Source organism: Acuticoccus sp. I52.16.1, assembly GCF_022865125.1.
Lineage (GTDB): Bacteria > Pseudomonadota > Alphaproteobacteria > Rhizobiales > Amorphaceae > Acuticoccus.
Genome location: NZ_CP094828.1, coordinates 2,274,082 through 2,292,974, shown reverse-complemented (window position 1 = coordinate 2,292,974; position 18,893 = coordinate 2,274,082). Strand labels below are relative to the sequence as shown.

The following is an 18,893-nucleotide window of genomic DNA, read 5'->3' as shown; positions in this document are numbered from 1 at the left end:
ATGTTCGGACCGCTCCCTCGCGCGCACCTCATCGGGCCCGCGCTGCTCATCGTCGCGGGATGCCTCCTCCCGCTCGTCGCCAACCAGTACCAACTCTACATCCTCAATACGCTCGCCATGTACGCCGTGCTGGCGATCGGGCTCGACATCCTGGTCGGCCGGGCGGGACAATTCGCCTTCAGCCACATCGCGTTCTTCGGCATCGGCGCCTACACGACCGCGGCGCTGAAGCTGAACTTCGGCGTGACGACGCTGCTGGGCGTCGCGGCGGGCATGTTGATTTGCGCGGCCGTCGGCGCGTTGATCGCCTTCCCCGCGACCCGCCTCAAAAGCATCTACCTCGCCCTTGCGACCTTCGGGTTCGCGCAGGCCGCCCACTGGATCTTCCAGAATTGGATCACAGTGACGGGCGGGCCGGACGGGCTCCGCCCCGGCGGAGCGGACATCTTCGGCCTCCCGATCGAATCCGATCGCATGGCCTTCCGCACCCTCGCGATCATCCTGACCCTCACCATCGTCGCGACGCTTTACCTCATGCGCTCGCGGCTCGGCCGCTCGTTGACCGCGATCCGCGACAGCGAGCACGTCGCGGCGGTTTCGGGCATCAGCGTGCGCCGTACCAAGATCGCCGCGTTCACCATCTCCAGCGCCTACGCCGGACTGGCCGGCGGGATGCTGACGATGTTCAACTCCTTCATCCATCCGGACAACTTCGGCTTCGCCCCCGTGGTCCTGCTGCTCTCGATGCTCGTGGTCGGCGGCATGGGCTCCCTGCCGGGCACCCTCCTCGGCGTCGTCGTCATCGGGCTTCTGCCGGAGCTTCTGCGCACCACGATGAGCGATGTCGTCGTCTGGCAGGAGGTCGTCTACGGCGTCATCCTGGTCGGATCGATCATGTTCATGCCCAACGGGGTGTGGCACCTCGTCAAGCAGCTCGCCGGGGGAGGTCGGCCATGACCGATGCGCTCCTTTCGCTCCGGGACGTCACCGTTCGCTTCGGCGGTCTCACCGCCCTCGACAGGTTTTCGATGGATGTAGAGCGCGGCTCCATCACCGCACTGATCGGCCCGAACGGCGCCGGCAAGTCGACCGCCTTCAACGCGATCTCGCGCGTCTACGCCACCGCCGCCGGCGAAATCATGTTCGACGGCCGCCCGATTACCCGCCGCCCGCCCGAGGCGCTGGCAAGGCTCGGCGTCGCCCGCACGTTTCAGAACATCGAGGCGTGCGGCCAGCTCACCGTGATCGAGAACGTCCTCGTCGGGATGAGCAGCCGCATCCCCTCCTACAACCCGTTCCTGCCCGGCCGGCGTCGTGCGACGGCCGAGAAGGAGGCGATCGACGCGGCCGATGCGCTGCTCGAGCGCACCGACCTCTCGCGCTACCGCGACACACGGGCCGACGAACTCGACTTCGGCCACCAGAAGATGCTCGACATCGCCCGTGCGCTCGCCTCGAAGCCCAAGCTGCTCCTCCTCGACGAGCCTGCAGCGGGACTGCGCAACCGCGAGATCGCCGCGCTCGACGATCTCCTCACGCAGCTTTGTCGCGAGGAGGGGATCACGATCCTCCTCGTCGAGCACGTGATGCAGCTCGTGATGGCGATCGCCGATCGCATCACGGTCCTCAATTTTGGTCGGAAGATTGCCGAGGGAGCCCCCGCCGAGGTGCGCGCCAATCCCGAAGTCGTCGAAGCTTATCTCGGGAGCGGTTATGCTGCGGGTTGAGGGCATCGTCGCCAACTACGGCGCGATCCAGGCGCTGGACCGGGTGTCGCTCGACGTCGAGCGCGGCACGTTCGTCGCCCTCCTCGGGGCGAACGGGGCCGGCAAGTCGACCACGCTCAACTGCATCTCCGGCATCGTTCCGGTGCGCGACGGGCAGATCACCTTCGAGGGCGAGCGGATCGATACGCTGACGCCGGAGCGGATCGTCGAGCGCGGCGTCGTGCAGGTGCCGGAAGGCCGCGAGATCTTCCAGGAGCTGAGCGTCCGCGACAACCTGATCCTCGGAGCGTGGCTGCGCCGCCGCGACCCGGCGGTGCGGCAGGACCTCGAGCGCGTGTTTCACATCTTCCCCCGGCTCGAGGAGCGCAGCAAGCAACACGCCGGCACGCTGTCGGGCGGCGAGCAGCAGATGCTGATGATCGGTCGCGCGTTGATGGCACGGCCGAAGCTCCTCCTCCTCGACGAGCCGAGCCTCGGCCTCTCGCCGGTTCTCGTCGAGAGCGTGTTCAAGGTGCTGGCGGACCTCCACCGGGACGGGCTGACGCTGCTAGTGGTGGAGCAGAACGCACAGCTCGCGCTGGCGATGAGTTCCTACAGCTACATCCTCGAAAATGGCGAGTTGGCCGTCCGCGGCCCCTCCGACGAGCTGCGCCGCGACCCGCGCGTGCGGGAAGCCTACCTTGGAACCTGAACGCGCGGTCGCCGCGGCGGGCGGCGGAGTGCCGCCGCGGGACACGGCGATCTGGCGGAGGACGACATGAGAACGATCATAACCGGAGCCGCCAGCGGCATCGGCCTGGCCACGGCGCGGCTGTTCGCGGCCTCGCCCGCGGCGGGCGTCCTGCTCGTCGACCGTGACGGCGAGCGCCTCGATGCGGCCGCGCGGGAGCTGGGCGGCGCCGGACGGGTCTCGACCCACGTCGCCGACCTCGCCGACCCCGCCGCACCGGCCGGCGTGATCGCCGCGGCGCGTGCCGCCTTCGGCGGTCTCGACGCGCTCGTCAGCAACGCCGGCGCGATCCACAGCTTCGCACTCGCCGAGTTGAGCGGCGCCGAATTCGACCGCCTGTTCGCCGTGAACGCGCGCGCGACGTTCCTACTCGCGCAGGCGGCCTATCCGCTCCTCAAGGAGAGCCGCGGCGCAATCGTGGCGACGGTGTCCACGGCGGCCGAGCATCCCGCCGTGCCGCTCGGTGCCTACAGCGCGAGCAAGGCGGCGCTGCTGATGCTGGTGCGCCAGATCGCCTCCGAATGGGGGCCGGACGGTATCCGCTGCAACGGCGTCTCGCCGGGGCCGACCCACACGGCGATGACGAGCGCCTCCTACGACGATCCGGCCAAGCGCGACCAGCGCGGCCGCGACATCCCGCTGGGAAGGGTCGGCCGGCCCGAGGACATCGCCCGCGCCATCCATTTCCTGGCGGGACCCGAGGCGGCCTATATCAGCGGCGTCAATCTTCTCGTGGACGGCGGCTTGTCCGCCAACCTCGGCCGCTCCGGCAACAGTGCGGCCAACGCGATGACCTCGCGCTGAGCCGCGCCGTCGGCGCGGTGCTCCGTCGCCGCGTCAGCTCTCGAACTCCATGATCAAGGCGTCGAGGGCCAGGCTCTCGCCGACCTTCACGGGGATGCGCTTGACCTGCGCCGCCTTCTGCGCGCGCAACACGTTCTGCATCTTCATCGCCTCGACCACGGCGAGCGCCTGACCCTCCTGAACCGCATCGCCTTCCGCCACCGCGAGGGAGACGACGACGCCCGGCATCGGGCACAGCAGCAGGTTCGAGGTGTCGGCCGGGATCTTCTCCGGCATCATCGCGGCGAGCTCCGCGACGTGCGGCGAGTGGACCCGCGCCACGAGGTCGAGACCCCGCAGGCGCAGTCGCCAGCCCCCCGCCACCGTGTCCACGCGCACGACGCTCCCCGCCTCCCCGAACCGCGCGAACGCGTGCAGCGCGCCGCGGGTGTAGGCGAAGTCGACGCGGCCGAGGTCCTCCCCGTCCACCGTCACCCGGGTTCCGTCCCGATCGCTCGCCAGTACGACCGCGTGCGTGCCCGTCCCCAGCACCACGACGCGCTCGCCCTCCGCCCCCGCGAGGTTGAGGAGACCGCCGACGGTCGCAGCGCCGACGGGCCGCCGGATGGAGGCGCGCTCGACGAGGGCCGCGACGGCGGCGAGCCGGCGCAGCGTCGCCGCGTCCGCGGACGCTCCGCTGAAGCCGTCCGGATATTCCTCGGCGATGAACCTGGTCGAGATGTCGCCGGAGCGCCACCGCGGGTGCTGGTAGATTGCGGCAAGCAGCGGAATGTTGTGGCCGATCCCTTCCAGCACGAAGGCATCGAGCGCGTCGGCCATGGCGTCGGTGGCGTGCTCGCGGGTCGGCGCCCAGGCGCAGAGCTTGGAGATCATCGGGTCGTAGAACATCGAGATCTCGGCGCCCTCGGCGACGCCGGTGTCGTTGCGGATCGTGGCGCCGCTCGCGGTCGGTCCCTCGGCTGGCGCCACGTATCGCACCAACCGCCCCGTGGACGGCATGAAATTGCGGTACGGATCCTCCGCATAGATGCGGCTCTCGATCGCCCAGCCGTGAATGCCGATGTCGGACTGCGAGAGGCGCAGCCGCTCCCCGGCGGCGATGCGGATCATCTCCTCCACCAGATCGACGCCGGTGATGAGCTCGGTCACCGGGTGCTCGACCTGGAGGCGCGTGTTCATCTCGAGGAAATAGAAGTTGCGATCCCGGTCGACGATGAATTCGACGGTACCCGCGCTCTGGTAGTCCACAGCGCGAGCGAGGGCGACCGACTGGGCACCCATCGCCTGGCGGGTCGCCGCGTCGAGGAAGGCGGACGGCGCCTCCTCGATGACCTTCTGATTGCGCCGCTGGATCGAGCATTCGCGCTCGTTGAGGTAGATCGCATTCCCGTGCGCGTCCGCCAGCACCTGGATCTCGATGTGCCGCGGCTCCTCGACGAACTTCTCGATGAAGATGCGGTCGTCGCCGAACGCCGAGGCGGCTTCGTTCTTCGACAGATCGAACCCTTCGCGCGCCTCGGCGTCCGAGTAGGCGACGCGCATGCCTTTGCCGCCGCCGCCGGCGGAGGCCTTGATCATCACCGGGTAGCCGATCTCTCTCGCGATCTTCACCGCATGATCGGCGCCGTCGATCAGGCCCATGAAGCCCGGCACCGTGCTCACCCCCGCCTCGGCGGCGATCTTCTTGGACGTGATCTTGTCGCCCATCGCTTCGATGGCGCGGGGCTTCGGGCCGATGAAGACGACGCCGGACGCCTCCAGTCTCGCGCAGAAGGAGGCGCGTTCGGACAGGAAGCCGTAGCCGGGGTGGACGGCCTCGGCGCCGGTCGCCTCGCAGGCGGCGATGATTTCGTCCTCCAAAAGGTAGGATCGGTTCGCCGGGGGTGGACCGATCCGCACCGCCTCGTCGGCCATGCGGACGTGCATCGCCTCGCGGTCGGCGTCGGAGTAGACCGCGACGGTCGCGATGCCCATCCGGCGGGCGGTGGCCATCACGCGGCAGGCGATCTCGCCGCGGTTGGCGATCAGGATCTTCTCGAACATGGCGGCCATCAGAGTGGGATGTTGTCGTGCTTGCGGTCAGGCTCACCGACCCGCTTTGTCTTGAGAATCTCGAACGCGCGGATCACCCGGCGGCGGGTTGAATGCGGCATGATCACCTCGTCCAGGAAGCCGCGCTGCGCCGCGATGAACGGGTTGGCGAAGCGGTCCTCGTATTCCTTCGTGCGCGCGGCGATCCGGTCCGCGTCGCTCAACTCCGAGCGGTAGAGGATTTCGACGGCCCCCTTGGCGCCCATCACCGCGATCTGCGCCGTCGGCCACGCGTAGTTCACGTCGGCGCGGATGTGCTTCGACGCCATCACGTCGTAGGCGCCGCCGTAGGCCTTGCGGGTGATGACGGTGACCAGCGGCACGGTCGCCTGGGCGTAGGCGAACAGCAGCTTGGCGCCGTGCTTGATGATGCCGCCGAATTCCTGGGTCGTCCCCGGCAAGAAGCCCGGCACGTCGACCAGCGTCAGGATCGGCACGTTGAAGCAGTTGCACAAGCGCACGAAACGCGCCGCCTTGCGGGCCGAGTCGATGTCGAGCACGCCGGCCAGCACCATCGGCTGGTTGGCGACCACCCCCACCGTCTGCCCGTTGAGGCGGATGAAGGCGGTGATGATGTTCCCGGCGAAGGCCTTCTGCACCTCGAAGACGTCGCGCTCGTCGGCGATCTTCTCGATCAGCTCGGCCATATCGTACGGCACGTTCGGATTGTCCGGAACGAGGGTGTCTAGGCTCGGCTCGATGCGCTGCGGGTCGTCCGCCGTCTCGAACCGCGGCGGCGCCTCCCGCCGCGACAGCGGCAGAAACTCGAACAGGCGGCGGACCTCGACGAGTGCCTCCACGTCGTTCTCGAAGGCGCCGTCGGCGACGGAGCTCTTCCGGGAGTGGGTGGCCGCGCCGCCGAGGTCCTCGGCGGTCACGATCTCGCCGGTCACGGTCTTCACGACGTCCGGGCCGGTGACGAACATGTAGGACGTGTCCTCCACCATGAAGATGAAGTCCGTCATGGCGGGAGAGTAGACCGCGCCGCCGGCGCACGGTCCCATGATGACCGAGATCTGCGGAATGACACCGGATGCTTGTGCATTGCGCCAGAACACTTCGGCATATCCGCCGAGCGATGCGACGCCCTCTTGGATGCGCGCGCCACCCGAATCGTTGAGGCCGATGACCGGCACGCCGTTCTGAACCGCGAGATCCATGATCTTGCAGATCTTCTCCGCGTGCGTCTCGGACAACGAGCCGCCGAAGACGGTGAAATCCTGACTGAAGACGTAGGTCGGGCGACCGCCGATGGTGCCCCAGCCGGTGACGACGCCGTCGCCGGGGACGATCTGCTCGGCCATGCCGAAGTCGGTCGCACGATGGGTCTTGAAGGTGTCGTACTCCTCGAACGAGCCGGGATCGAGCAACACGTCCAGACGCTCGCGCGCGGTGAGTTTGCCCCGCGCGTGCTGCGCCTCGATGCGCCGCGCGCCACCCCCCGCACGCGCCTCCTGCCGGCGGCGTTCGAGCTGTTCGATCACGTCGTGCATACAGCGGTCCTCCCCGCGCAGCCTTACGGCATGGCGAGGGCCGACTCACGATTGAAGCTGTGGCACCGCGATGGTAGCAAATTTGCGGAATGCCAATAGCGAAGTTGCAAATGCGCGAGCGAAAACACTTCATCGGCGTGAAGCTGCGGCAGATCCGGCTGGAGCGCGGCTTGACGCAAGCCGCGCTCGCGGAGGCGCTGGGCGTGTCCGTGAGCTATCTCAATCAAATGGAGAACAACCAGCGGCATGTGAGCGTCCCGGTGCTGCTCGGGCTGGCACAGAAATTCTCCGTCGACATCGCCGAGCTGTCGCACGACGACGATGCGCGTCTGCTCGCCGACGTCGCCGAGGCGCTCGCCGATCCCCTGGTGCGCGGAGAGGCGCCGCCGGCCGCGGAGCTGCGCGCCGTGGTCCGCAGCGCTCCCGGTGTCGCGCGGGCGCTGATCTCGGTGCATCAGGCGCTGCGCCGCTCCAACGAGCAGCTCGCCGAGATCGACGATACGCTGGCGCGCGCCGGCGCCGAGACCACGCCGACGCCCTACGACGAGGTGCGCGATTTCTTCCACTATCGTGACAACTACATTCCCGCGCTCGACGAGGCGGCGGAAGCGCTGGCGGCCTCGCTCGGCGAGGGGGCCACTCACGGCGAACGTGTCGCGCTCTTCTCCGCCCACTTCGAGCGCGTCCACAAGGGGCGCGTCGTGGCCGACCTGCCGCCGGGATTGATGCGGGTTTTCGATCGCGCCAGCGGAACGCTGCACCTCGATCCGCGGGCCCCTCGATCCGCCCAGACATTCCAGATCGCGCACCAGATCGCCCTGATGGAGCATCGCGACACCATCGACGGTATCGTCGACGCGGCCTCTCTGTCGACGGCGGATGCCGAGGCGGTCTGCCGCATCGGCCTCGCCAACTACTTCGCCGGCGCGGCGCTGCTGCCGTACAATGTCTTCGCAACGACCGCGCGCGAACTACGGCACGACCTCGCGCTCTTGTCAGACGGGTTCGGGGCGAGCCTGGAGCAGGTCTGCCACCGCCTCTCGACCCTCCAGCGGCCGGGCGCGCGCGGCCTGCCGTTCTTCTTCGCCAAGCTCGACCAGGCGGGCAACATCACCAAGCGCCATTCGGCGACGAAGCTGCATTTCGCGCGGCTCGGCTCGGCTTGCCCGCTTTGGAACGCGCATTCGGCGTTCACGATGCCGGGCCGCATCATCCGACAGCTCGGCGAGACGCCCGACGGCCGGCGCTACCTCTGCCTGGCAGTGGCCGTCGCCAAACGCTCCGGCGGGTTCCGCGACCCCGTGCGGACCTATGCGCTGGCGCTCGGATGCGAGACCAGCCATGCCGCGGACATCGTCTATGCGGACGACCTCGCCACCGATCACGCGCCGGCCTACGAGAAGATCGGCGTCTCGTGCCGGATCTGCGAGCGATCGGACTGCCACCAGCGCGCGGTCCCGCCACTGAAACGCCGCTTGTCGATCGATCCGCAGCGCCGCGAGGTGGTCCCGTACAGGTTTTGACGCCCGGACGCCGTACGACCCGCGATCGCGGCGGCGGCGGCGGCGGTCACGTTCAGCGCCGGGAGCGGCGCATCGCAACGGCCGGCTCGGGAGCCGGCGGCGCCGTTTCGACCCGTGCCACGACCGACATGCCAGGCGCCAGGAGGTCATACGCCGGCTGCGTGCGCTCGATCGCAATGCGGATCGGCAGACGTTGCGTGATCTTGATGAAGTTGCCGGTCGCGTTGCTGGACGGGAGCAGGCTGAATTCCGAGCCCATCGCCGGTGAGAACCGCTCGATCGTCCCATTGATCTGCATGTCGTTCAGCGCATCGACCGTGATCGTCACCCTCTGGCCGACGACGAGGTCCGCCACCTCGGTCTCCTTGAAGTTCGCCACGACCCATACGTCTTTGGCCACCAGGGAGACGAGCCTCGTCCCCGGGGTGACGTACTGTCCCACACGTGCACCGACTTCACCGAGACGACCGTCTGTCGGCGCCTTGATCTGCGTATCGGCGAGATTGATGCGGGCGATCTCGACGGCGGACTCGGCGTTGGCAACGGCCGCCTCGAGCGACTGGCGCGTCGCCGCGAGCGCCGCGAGCGATTGGCGCGCCGATTCCGCATCGGCCGCCGCCTGTTCGAGCGCCGCGCTCGCCTGATCGCGGGCGAGGCGGGCCTCCTGCGCGGCACGGGCGGTGGTGACGCCGCGGCTCTGGAGCTGCTGCGCGCGATCGAGATTGTCCTGCGCGACCTCGAGCTGGGCTTTTGCCGAATGGACCCCCGCCTCGGCGGACGAGATCCGCGCCTGCGCGACGAGTTTGTCCTGTGCGATCCCGGCGAGGGCGGCCTTCTGCATCGCGACGGCCGCTTCGGCCTGGGCAAGCTTCTCGCGGTAGCTGGCATCCTCGATTTTCACGAGGACATCGCCGGCCGAGACCGGCTGGAAGTCCACCACCCTGACCTCGGCGACCCGGCCTGCGATTTCGGGGGCGAGAGTCGTCACCGTGCCGCGCACGGTGGCGTCCTCCGTCAGCTTCACGGTGGAGGTGAACGGCGGCAGATGCCAAGCGTAGAGCACGGCGAGGACGCCCGCCAACCCCAGAGCGGCGGCGAACACGGTAGCGACGAGGCGGGTCAGACGCGAGAGCATAGGTGAACGTCATGCGGTTGGCTGCGCCGCCGGCGGCGCGCGATGCGCACGCAGCCAGTCGATCGCGATGTGGGCGAGGAGCGCGAGAAGTGCGGTCGCGCTGATGGCGGCGACGACGAGGAAGGCGTCGTTGTAGGCGAGCACGGTGGCCTCCAGATTCGCTTGGCCGCTGAGGACGCGCACCGCGTTGGCCTCGAGCATGGCGGAATCGGCGATCGCGGGCCGGTATGCGCCGCCCAGGAGTGCGAGCCGCTCGACCACCGCGGGGTCCGTCAGCCTCATCGCCTCGCCGAGCCGCTCGAAGTGAAGCGCTTGGCGGACCTTGACGAAGGATGAAAAGATGGCGCTGCCGAGCGTGCCGCCGAGCTTCTGCGTGACCAGGAAGACGATGACGAAGGAGAGGATGTAGTCCCGCCCCTTCGCCAACGCCGACATGAGTCCGGACAGAAGCGCGGGGGGCATGAAGAGCGCCGAGGCGAAGCCGAGAAGCGCCTGACTGAGGAAGAGCTGTCGCGGCGCCGTCTGACTGGTGGCGTTCGCGTCCATGAGCGCGCCGATGATGATGAGAAGCAACGCGATCACGTGGAAGATGCGCTCGCGCCCCTGCTTCATCCAAATGGCGCAGGCGATGCCCCCGGCGACCGTCGCCGCCAGGATGATCGCGTTCAGATCTCGCGTCTGCTCGTTCGCCAGCCCGAACGCCCGGAACAGGCCCGGCGCGCCCGACGTCTGCTCCGACAATACGATCCGAAAGAGAAGCAGCGCCGCGGTGAAGTGCAGGACCGAAGGGCTCGCGAGCCACCGTACGTCGATGAGCGGATGATCCCGGTTGAGCTCGATCACGACCGCGATCGCGAGGGCGGCCACGGCGACCACCAGGAGGCACCCGATCCAGGGCGCATCCAGCCACCAGTAGACCGGCCCCAGGATGAGCGCGACCGTCGCGCAGCCGAACCCGATCGCGATCAGGAAGAAGCTGACGATGTCGGCCGCGTGGATGACGTTCTCGCGCGGCGGCGAGGCGAGCGGGAAAAGGTAGATGCAGCCGAGCCCCACCATGGCCAACGCGACTTCGAGCGCCGTGAGGCCGTGCCAGAGCCCGACGTCGAGGAGGTGGGGCGAGACCAGCCGCGTCAGCGGCGAGCCCATGAAGATGAGCGTCAGGGCGAGCGAGAGACCGACCGTCATCTTGCGTTGCGCGTGCAGCGGCTCCAGCATGTAGAGGAAGGCGAGGGTCGTCATGGGCGCGGCGGCACACCCACTGACGAACCGCACCACGAGGTTGGACGACAGGTCGGCGGCGGCGTAATTGAGCACCGCCGCGCCGAGAAACGCCAGGATCGCGAGCTCGGCGAAGTTTCGCAGCCCGTACTGTGTGCGGATCTTGATGAGCGCCAGACTGAGCGAGGCATTCGGCGCGAGGTAGGCCGCGGTCAGCCAGGTCGTCTCGGCCTGGGTCGCACCGAACGAGCCCTGGAGCTGCTGCAGGTTCGCCGAAACGACGCTCTGCCCGAACCCCTGCGCGAGCGCCAGAACCAGCGCCGTGAAGACGTAGCCAGCGGCGCGCGGGACGGGAACGAGCAGGAACCCGGGCGTCGGCGGCGCGACGGCGGCCTCGCTGGGCGGCGGCGAGCCGTCGTCGTTCGCGTCGATCGATGGCGGCGGGGGAGCCGGGGCGGCACTTGCGGCGTGCGGCCCTCGCTCATGCGTCTCCTCGGCGAGAGCGATCTCGCCTCGATGTCGACCATCGAGCAAGGCGGGTGCATGGTCATTCATCGCAGGCTATCGCGGCGAGGTTCGAGAGGATCTTCGCGACGACGCGCTGCGCGGCCTGCAGGTCGGCCGGGTCGATCCCGTCCAGAGCGTCCTCGCGCAAGCGATCCGCCAGTTCGACGAGGTTCGTCGCCTGCGTGCGCCCGGCGTCGGTCAACGTGACGACACGGGCGCGGCGATCATGCTCTGCCGGCGCGCGCACGACGACGCCGACCTTTTCCAGCCCGTCGATCAGGCGTGCGATGGTCGGGCGTTCGACCTCGATGGCTTCCGCAAGCTCTGCCTGGTTCGCGCCAGACTTGCGCTCCAGATGGAGAATGAGGCGAGCCCGCGCGAACGTCATCCCGCTCTCGCGCGCCCGCGAGTCGAACAGGTTCCGCAGCTTGCGCGCCGCGGTGGCCAGATCCTGCAGAAAACTCGTCGTATTCGTCTCGATCAAGCTCACAATCACGACCCAGCGGAGCCACGGAGAGGCATATATAAAGGTGCATAGCTATCAGATGCAAAGCTACCTATCAGGGTGAACGACCCCGGGCAAGTGTGGTCCTGCGTCGTTTGCGTGACCCCTCTATGCGCGCGCCGCAGCGCTCGGCGAGCCGGCTGGCGCAGCCGTGACGGCCATCCCCGCCACCGCGCGCAATCGCGCGATGGCGAAATCCGTGAAGGCCCGGACGACGGGGCGCATGAAGCGGACCGACGGATAGGCGAAGAAGGCGTCGGAGGCGTGCAGCTCGTACTCCGGCAGGATCCGCACGAGCCGACCGTCCGCGAGTTCGTCGGGGACAAGGAGCGGTTGGACCGGGCCGACCGCGCGCCCCGCGATCAGCGTCTGCACGACCACATCGGGATTGTTGGTGCGCAGGATGGGGTTGATGCGCGCCTCGCATGCCGTGCCGCCTCGGTACAGCGTCAGCGTGTCGAGTGGCGGCGCCATCGACAGCATGCTCACCACGGGCACTTCGGCGAGCTGTTCGATCGTGTCGATCGGCCCGATCCGGGCCAGAAGCTCCGGAGTGGCGACGAGGATGCGCCGGACGATGCCGATCTGGCGAACGATGAGGCCCTGGCTCTCCGGCCGCCCGAGGCGGAGTGCGAGGTCGAAGTTCTCATAGACGAGATCGACCGTGCGGTTCTCCAGCGCGAGGTCGACGGCGACGGCCGGATAGCGCTCCTGGAAGTCGAGCACGAGCGGGTAGAGATGCTTGGCGCCGATGCAGGTCGGCGCGTGCACGCGCAGCAGTCCTTCCACGGCGCCCATGTCGCGGCGCACGCCTTCCAGCGCGGCGTCGATGGTCGCGAGACCTTGCCGGCTCGCCTCGTAGAGGGTCTGGCCGAGCGGGGTCGGCCGCACGATCCGATTGGAGCGCTCCAGGAGGCGCGCGCCGACATGCTCCTCGAGATTGCGAATGTGCTTGCTGACCCCCGGCTGCGACACCGACAGATCCCGAGCGGCGGCGCTGATGGAGCCACGTTCGACGGTCCGGACGAAGGCCCGCAGGGCGAGGGACAGGTCCATTCATAACTCCTGGCTATAGACCGTAGAAACATATAGCCGATGGACATCCCACTGTCTCTCCACGCATGTGCCCGGCACAAGTGGAGGCACTCATGATCTTCAGCCGACGGGCCTTCGTGCTCACCACCCCGTTCGCTCTCGCTGCGTGCGTCACCCGCGAGGAGGACCTCGCCGCGCAGCGGACGCACCTCACGCGGGTCCGCTACGCCGAGATGTACGCCGCCATCGACACGGAGCCGTTTGCGATCCCCGCGGTCGATATCGGCCATGTCGACCCTCGCTTCCTCCGCCAGGAGGTCGAAAATCCGACCGGCCAGCCGGCCGGCACGATCGTCGTCGATCTCGGGGCACGCCATGCGTACCTTGTGCTCGCGGGCGGCCGGGCGCTGCGGTACGGGATCGGCGTCGGCAAGCAGGAGGCGTTCAATTTCGCGGGCGAGGCGACGATCGACCGCAAGGCCGAATGGCCCCGGTGGACGCCCACCCCCGCCATGATCGCCCGTGAGCCGGAGCGCTATGCGCAATATGCCGACGGGCTTGCCGGCGGTCTGGGCAATCCGCTCGGACCCAGGGCGCTCTATCTCTACCGCGACGGCCGCGACACGCTGTACCGTCTGCACGGAACGACGGAACCTCGATCGATCGGGGCCATGGTCTCCTCGGGCTGCGTCCGCTTCTTCAATCAGGACATCATCGACCTCTACGCCCGCGTCCCCCTCGGCACGCGCGTCGTCGTGCTGCCGAATCTCTCGCACGCCGTGAGCTGAGACCGGGCACCATAAAAGCCGAATGCACGACCGATGTTGCATGCCGGGGCCGCCACGAAGTCGACGGCGTCCTCTCCCACATCCGCATGGATCGCGTGCAAAGCGCGGCCGATCCGGCTGCGCGCCAGGGTCTCGGCGATAGCCAGGCCGTCGCGATACCGCCCGACGCGATCGCCCGTGCGATCCAGTTCGCCATGGAGCAGCCGCGGGACGTGGACGTCGGCAGCATCGTCGTGCGGCCCACCGCCCAGGCCCGACCCGGCGACCCGGCGTCCCGGCTTCCGCCGACCGCGCCGCGCCCGCTGGTGGGATGCAGCGGGCGGCCGGCACCTCAAGGGACGCGAAGTACCGCCACCTCCACTTCCATCGACGTCTGTGATCCGCCGCCGATGGTGCGGAAGGTGCCGCTGACGGGGATCGCCTGCGCCGGTGTCCGGGTGGTTGCCACGCGGACGAGGTTGCGACTGGCGACGATCCGGTTGGTCGGGTCGAACTCGACCCAGCCGGCACCCGGCAGGAAGACGTCCGCCCAGGCGTGGGTGGCGCCGCCGCCCGTCATGCGCTCGGCATCCGCGGCGTCGGCGGCCGGGTCGTACAGGTAGCCGGTGACGAAGCGCGCGGCATACCCCAGCGAGCGGGCCGCCTCCATGAAGAGAAAGGCGAAGTCGCGGCACGTGCCGCTGCCGGTCGTGATGGTCTGGGCCGGAGATTGCACGCCCTTCTCCTCCCGGCGCCGGTAGACGAAGCTTTCGTTGACCGCCATCGACAGAGCGCCCAGCGTTTCGGCGCTTCCCTCCGGCCGTTCCGGCAGGGCCGCCGAGATCCAGGCCTCGACGACGTCGGCGTCCCGCGGCCGGTCGATCGCGAGCAGCGGAGCGAGGTCGAACGCCTCGTCCGGAGCGTACTGCGGCGGGTGCGCCCCCGCACGGCGACCGATGCGCACGAGCGGATCGTCGAATGCGTATCGCCGCAGCCGGAGCTGGCTGGCGATCACCAGTTCCTGAGCCGGTTCGTGGAACGTCAGCTGCGCCACGGAGTTACCGAATGTGTCATAGGCCCACCCGACGTCCGCGGGGGGCGAGACGGTCAAGCTCGACTCCAAAATCCGCATGTCATGGCCATCACGGGGCCGGAGCATCAGGTCATGCGGCCCAAATTCGACCGGGCGATCATACGAATACCGCGTCTTGTGAGAGATCGACAGGGTGCTCACAATCGTATTTCCATGCCACTTGCCTTTTTCTGCAGTTGAACTCCTATATCTGGCGCAATGCAAAAAGAACAATGCTTGGAATTTCAGATTGAGGAAAGACTATGCATCGGGCATGGAAAGGTAACGAATGTATATCCGCTTCGGGTTTGAGATCGCACTGACCTGCAAAACACCCACGACGTTGATTCTCGGCTTGTCACCGCACTCGGCCTACACCGGGCGCATCATCGGATCGGACCGCCTGAAGATCGAGCCGGACCTTCCGGTCGACGATATCCTCGATCCGTTCGGCAATCGGCTCGTCCGGCTGCACGCCCCCGCCGGTCCTCTCAGACTGTCGACCGATTGCATAGCCGACGCCGACGGCGCACCCGATCCGTACGACTGGAACGCGGCACAGCACGAGGTGGCCGATCTGCCGCCCGAGACGCTGCCGTACCTGATGGCGAGCCGCTACTGCGAGTCGGACGTCCTCAGCGACGAAGCGTGGCGCCTGTTCGCAGGCACGCCGATGGGTTGGGGCCGCGTGCAGGCGATCAGCAACTTCGTGCACAACCACCTGACGTTCGGCTACGGCTTCGGCCGTCCGACGAAGACGGCGGCGGAGGCCTACAAGGAGCGCACCGGCGTGTGCCGCGACTTCGCGCATCTGATGATCGCGCTGTGCCGGGCCATGAGTATCCCGGCCCGATACGCCAGCGGCTACCTCGGCGATATCGGCGTTCCCCCGTCGGGCCCCGGCGACTTCAGCGCGTGGACCGAAATCTACCTCGGAGATCGGTGGCACACCTTCGACGCGCGCCACAACATTCCCCGCATCGGGCGCATTCTGATGGTTCGCGGCCGGGATGCGGCGGACGGGGCCATGATGACCACGTTCGGCGCCTACGACCTGAAGCTCTTCAAGGTGTGGACCGAGGAGGTCGCGGGCGGAACCGACAGCGAACTCGAGGCGATGCTCGGCCGCCACCCGGATGTCGAAGCATTGACGCTCGCGCCGGCGAATCCGGCGTTCCCGGCACAGAACGGGATCGGCGCCGGATAGCGACGTCGGGCCCGGCCCCGTCCCGACGCGCCGGCCCTCGAACGGGGCGCCGCCGCGGCCCACGGCGCGTGAAACGGGCCGGGCGGGCCGCGATCGCGTCGGGCGGGCCGATGCATCCAAATTCGATGTCGTGAGGGGATCGGCGGGCCACTCCCCGGCGTTTCCTCCCTCGATGGATCCCGCGCAGTAAATGCGCACAAGGCAACGAGGCGCGGCGTGCCGATGCAACCTCAACAGATCTCGATCGTGCGGCATCAGCCGAGCTGGGCCATGGTCGGCGTCTTCATCATCCTGCTCTTCGCGGCGATCACGCTGGCCCGTGGCCTGCTCATGCCGCTGACCCTTTCGATCCTGCTATTCTTCGTCTTCACGCCGGTCTGCCGCGCGATGGCGCGCGTGGGGATCCCGCAGGCCGTCGCCGCCATGCTGGTGACCCTCGGTCTGCTCGTCGGCGTCGTGGTCGCCATGGTCGTGCTTGCCGTGCCGTTGTCGACCGCGGTGGACAACGCGCCGACGATCCTTGCCGCCCTTCAGTCCAAGTTCGCCGCCCTGCAAGGCCCCCTCACGGACGTTCAGGACGCGTTTTCCCGACTGAGCTCGCTGTCGATCGGCGGCCCGAAGCCGGACGCGACCGTCGCGACCACCCAAGGTGACGGCTCGGGAATGCTGACCAGCATCGCGATCACGACACCGGCGGTCTTCGGCCAGCTGATTTTCGCGATCGTCCTGCTATTTTTCGCACTCGCCTCGCGGGAGCTGCTCTATCGCCGCATCGTGCAGAGCTTTGCCGCGACGGAACAGCGCAAAGAAGCCCTGTCGGCGATGCATGCGATCGAGACGAGCCTCGGACACTATCTCGGCGCCATCACGCTCATCAACGCCGGGCTCGGCGTCGCCGTGGGAGGCGCGATGTGGGCGTGGGGGATGCCGGCGCCGATCCTCTTCGGGGTCGGTGCGTTCGTCCTGAACTACATCCCCTATGTCGGCGCGGTCGTGGGCGTGCTCGTCGCAACCCTCGTGGCGCTCGTCTCGATGGACGGCTTCGTCGTTCCGATCCTGGTCGGCGCGACCTACCTCGCCCTCACGTCGGCCGAGGGACAAGTCGTGACGCCCTACCTCGTCTCGCAGCGGCTTCAGTTGAATACGGTGATCGTCTTCATCGCCGTCGCCTTGTTCGCCTGGCTGTGGTCCATCGTCGGGATGATCGTCGCCGTCCCACTGCTCGTCGTCCTCAACGTCATCTGCCAGTTCGTCCCGAGCCTCGCGGGTCTGGGGTCGTTCCTGTCCGGCGGCGAACCCGACGAGATCGACGCCGCTGCGCCCCGGCCCATCGGAGCGCGCGGGGAGCCCGACGACCGAGCGACGTGACCTCCGCGACAAGCGGAGATCCGTCGTTTCCGGACGACTAGGGTCGTCCGTCCTGGGCGAGGAAGAAGCGTACCATCGCGGCGGACGCGTCGGGGCCGGCCGGATCCGTGTAGGAACCGGCCTCCGAGCCGCCCGACCAGGCATGGCCCATCCCGTCCACCATCCGCATTTCGGCGACGATCGAGCCGCCCTGCTCCAGCCGGTGGACAACCTCCGGTCGCCCGTGCGGCGGACCCGCGACGCGCTCGACGTTGCGCTCCACGGCGGGCAGGAGGTCCTCCATCGCATTGAAGATGGTCGCGGCGTTGCTCGGGGCCACGGTGGTGTCGGCCGTGCCGTGGACGATGATCAGCCGCGGGCGCACATCGGCGGCCTCCGCCGCGCGCAGCGGGCCACCGCCGCCATTCATGGCCGAGAACGCCGACATCACGTCCGACGCCGCGCCGTAGCCGAGCCCGGAGTGGATCCCCGCCGCCGCGAAGAGCTCCGGGTACGTCGCCACCAACACGGCCGCCATCGCGCCGCCGGCCGAGAGTCCGGCGACGAAGACCCGGTCGGACGGAATGCCGAACTCGTCCCGCAATTCCGTCGTCAGGCCCGCGAGCATCGCCGGCTCCCCGGTCCCGCGGCGCTGATGGCTCGGGTCGAACCAGTTCCAGCACCCCGCCATGTTCGCCCGCCTCGGCTGACCCGGATAGGCGACGAGGAGGCCGTGCATCGCCGCGAGGCGGTTCATGTTCGTGCCGGCCGCGAAGTCGTCCGGGGTCTGATGGCAGCCGTGCAGCATGACGATGAGCCCGTTCGCCTTGCCGAGCGCCGGATCGGGATTGAAGAGCCGGTAGCCGCGGTGCCCGTCCGGCCCGTCGTACCCGCGCGAGGTGAACTCCGCGTCGTCGGGCGTCGGCGGCACGGCGGGGTCGGCCGGGGCGAGGGTCCGGCCGCGCTGCGACATCAGCGTCTCCACCACCTTGCCGAGCGGATGGGTCGGCCGCTCGGGACCACGGCCCCGCCGGCTCCGTCGGCCGCCGCCCGCGGGCGAGGCTTGAGGATCGGCCTCGCGCATATCGGCCTCGCCACTGCCGAGCGCGGAGCGGATGATGGCCGTCGCCTCGCCCGGTTGGCCGTCGCGCACCGCGGCGGTGGCCTGGCGCAGGGCCGCGGCAAATTGATCGTTCATGGGTGTCCTTCGCCGGCGTGGGCCGACTGTGCGAGGTGCCTGTCAGGCGATGCGATCCGCGAGCGCGGCCTTCACGTCCCGGCTCGCCTGAAGCATGCCGAGGACGGTGATGGAGCCGATCGTGGCGGCGGCGAGGGCCGGCGTGACGTCAGGCGCGATGCGCGCCAGTCCGACGACCTTGATGTGGAGCCGTTCACCGGCCACCTGCGCGGCTTCCAACTCACGAGCGGTGACGTCACGCAGGCCGAGATCGAGGCTGTGTCGATCGATCGCCCGCGAGACCTCCGCGGCATGACCCGCGAGCTGGTTGCGAATGGCGGTGCGGATGAAGTCCGTGCGGTTCTGGTAGAAGCTTTCCTGGACGAGGAGGTCGATCCGGCCGAGGTCGACCGGACCGAGATTGATCGTGATCTTCTCGGTCTCGGGTCGACTGTCCGCCATGACCACCTCCACCATCCCTATGGATGGTATATGGATGGTGACGTTGCATTTATCAAGGCATAGCTGGCATCCCGCCGCCCCCACGCCCGC

The 18,893-nt window shown here is 68.5% G+C and carries 17 protein-coding genes; 8 read left to right on the top strand and 9 right to left on the bottom strand.

The annotated features are described in order from the left end of the window. From MRB58_RS10370 to MRB58_RS10355, 4 genes are all read left to right on the top strand, one after another. Positions 1-957: a branched-chain amino acid ABC transporter permease gene (locus MRB58_RS10370; protein WP_244781633.1), complete on the top strand. Its 957-nt coding sequence runs from the start codon at positions 1-3 to the stop codon at positions 955-957. Further along, positions 954-1,727 carry an ABC transporter ATP-binding protein gene (locus MRB58_RS10365; RefSeq protein WP_244781632.1) on the top strand — a complete coding sequence of 258 codons (774 nt, stop codon included), beginning with the start codon at positions 954-956 and terminating at the stop codon, positions 1,725-1,727. The genes MRB58_RS10370 and MRB58_RS10365 overlap by 4 nt, the downstream gene beginning before the upstream one ends. Beyond that, positions 1,714-2,418 (top strand): ABC transporter ATP-binding protein, encoded by a 705-nt coding sequence (locus tag MRB58_RS10360; protein WP_244781631.1) that lies wholly within the window; start codon positions 1,714-1,716, stop codon positions 2,416-2,418. Before MRB58_RS10365 ends, MRB58_RS10360 begins: the two co-directional genes overlap by 14 nt. Positions 2,419-2,484: 66 nt before the next feature. After that, a complete protein-coding gene (locus MRB58_RS10355; protein WP_244781630.1) occupies positions 2,485-3,261 on the top strand; it encodes an SDR family NAD(P)-dependent oxidoreductase in 777 nt (258 codons plus the stop codon). A 33-nt stretch (positions 3,262-3,294) separates the two neighbouring features. Here MRB58_RS10355 and MRB58_RS10350 read toward each other — a convergent pair whose 3' ends face one another. Together MRB58_RS10350 and MRB58_RS10345 are read right to left on the bottom strand one after the other, a co-directional pair. Then, complete coding sequence (locus MRB58_RS10350; protein WP_244781629.1) at positions 3,295-5,304, bottom strand: acetyl/propionyl/methylcrotonyl-CoA carboxylase subunit alpha; 2,010 nt, start codon at positions 5,302-5,304, stop codon at positions 3,295-3,297. 8 nt (positions 5,305-5,312) lie between these two features. Continuing rightward, entirely contained in the window at positions 5,313-6,845 is a 1,533-nt protein-coding gene (locus MRB58_RS10345; RefSeq protein WP_244781628.1) for an acyl-CoA carboxylase subunit beta, read from the bottom strand. 110 nt (positions 6,846-6,955) lie between these two features. Between MRB58_RS10345 and MRB58_RS10340 the strand changes: the two genes are divergently transcribed. Then, entirely contained in the window at positions 6,956-8,368 is a 1,413-nt protein-coding gene (locus MRB58_RS10340) for a short-chain fatty acyl-CoA regulator family protein (RefSeq protein ID WP_244781627.1), read from the top strand. 52 nt (positions 8,369-8,420) lie between these two features. Here MRB58_RS10340 and MRB58_RS10335 read toward each other — a convergent pair whose 3' ends face one another. The 4 genes from MRB58_RS10335 to MRB58_RS10320 all read right to left on the bottom strand — a co-directional run bounded on the left by MRB58_RS10335 (position 8,421) and on the right by MRB58_RS10320 (position 12,792). Next, positions 8,421-9,503 (bottom strand): HlyD family secretion protein, encoded by a 1,083-nt coding sequence (locus MRB58_RS10335; protein WP_371747261.1) that lies wholly within the window; start codon positions 9,501-9,503, stop codon positions 8,421-8,423. 9 nt (positions 9,504-9,512) lie between these two features. Beyond that, positions 9,513-11,279, bottom strand: a complete 1,767-nt coding sequence (locus MRB58_RS10330; RefSeq protein ID WP_244781625.1) for an MFS transporter — start codon at positions 11,277-11,279, stop codon at positions 9,513-9,515. Then, entirely contained in the window at positions 11,272-11,721 is a 450-nt protein-coding gene (locus MRB58_RS10325; protein WP_244781624.1) for a MarR family winged helix-turn-helix transcriptional regulator, read from the bottom strand. The genes MRB58_RS10330 and MRB58_RS10325 overlap by 8 nt, the downstream gene beginning before the upstream one ends. Positions 11,722-11,844: 123 nt before the next feature. Continuing rightward, on the bottom strand, positions 11,845-12,792 hold the full coding sequence (locus MRB58_RS10320) for a LysR family transcriptional regulator (RefSeq protein ID WP_244781623.1): 948 nt from the start codon (positions 12,790-12,792) through the stop codon (positions 11,845-11,847). Between the two features lie 92 nt (positions 12,793-12,884). On the opposite strand from MRB58_RS10320, the gene MRB58_RS10315 reads away from it, so the two are divergent. Further along, a complete protein-coding gene (locus tag MRB58_RS10315; protein WP_244781622.1) occupies positions 12,885-13,559 on the top strand; it encodes a L,D-transpeptidase in 675 nt (224 codons plus the stop codon). 331 nt (positions 13,560-13,890) lie between these two features. On the opposite strand, the gene MRB58_RS10305 is transcribed toward MRB58_RS10315, so the two are convergent. Beyond that, entirely contained in the window at positions 13,891-14,772 is an 882-nt protein-coding gene (locus tag MRB58_RS10305; RefSeq protein ID WP_244781621.1) for a transglutaminase family protein, read from the bottom strand. A gap of 127 nt (positions 14,773-14,899) precedes the next feature. On the opposite strand from MRB58_RS10305, the gene MRB58_RS10300 reads away from it, so the two are divergent. Together MRB58_RS10300 and MRB58_RS10295 are read left to right on the top strand one after the other, a co-directional pair. After that, positions 14,900-15,817 carry a transglutaminase family protein gene (locus MRB58_RS10300; protein WP_244781620.1) on the top strand — a complete coding sequence of 306 codons (918 nt, stop codon included), beginning with the start codon at positions 14,900-14,902 and terminating at the stop codon, positions 15,815-15,817. Between the two features lie 222 nt (positions 15,818-16,039). Next, complete coding sequence (locus MRB58_RS10295; protein ID WP_244781956.1) at positions 16,040-17,185, top strand: AI-2E family transporter; 1,146 nt, start codon at positions 16,040-16,042, stop codon at positions 17,183-17,185. Between the two features lie 37 nt (positions 17,186-17,222). On the opposite strand, the gene MRB58_RS10290 is transcribed toward MRB58_RS10295, so the two are convergent. Beyond that, on the bottom strand, positions 17,223-18,362 hold the full coding sequence (locus tag MRB58_RS10290) for a PHB depolymerase family esterase (RefSeq protein WP_244781619.1): 1,140 nt from the start codon (positions 18,360-18,362) through the stop codon (positions 17,223-17,225). Positions 18,363-18,404: 42 nt separating this feature from the next. Beyond that, complete coding sequence (locus MRB58_RS10285; protein WP_371747260.1) at positions 18,405-18,803, bottom strand: CopG family transcriptional regulator; 399 nt, start codon at positions 18,801-18,803, stop codon at positions 18,405-18,407. Between the last annotated feature and the right edge of the window lie 90 nt (positions 18,804-18,893).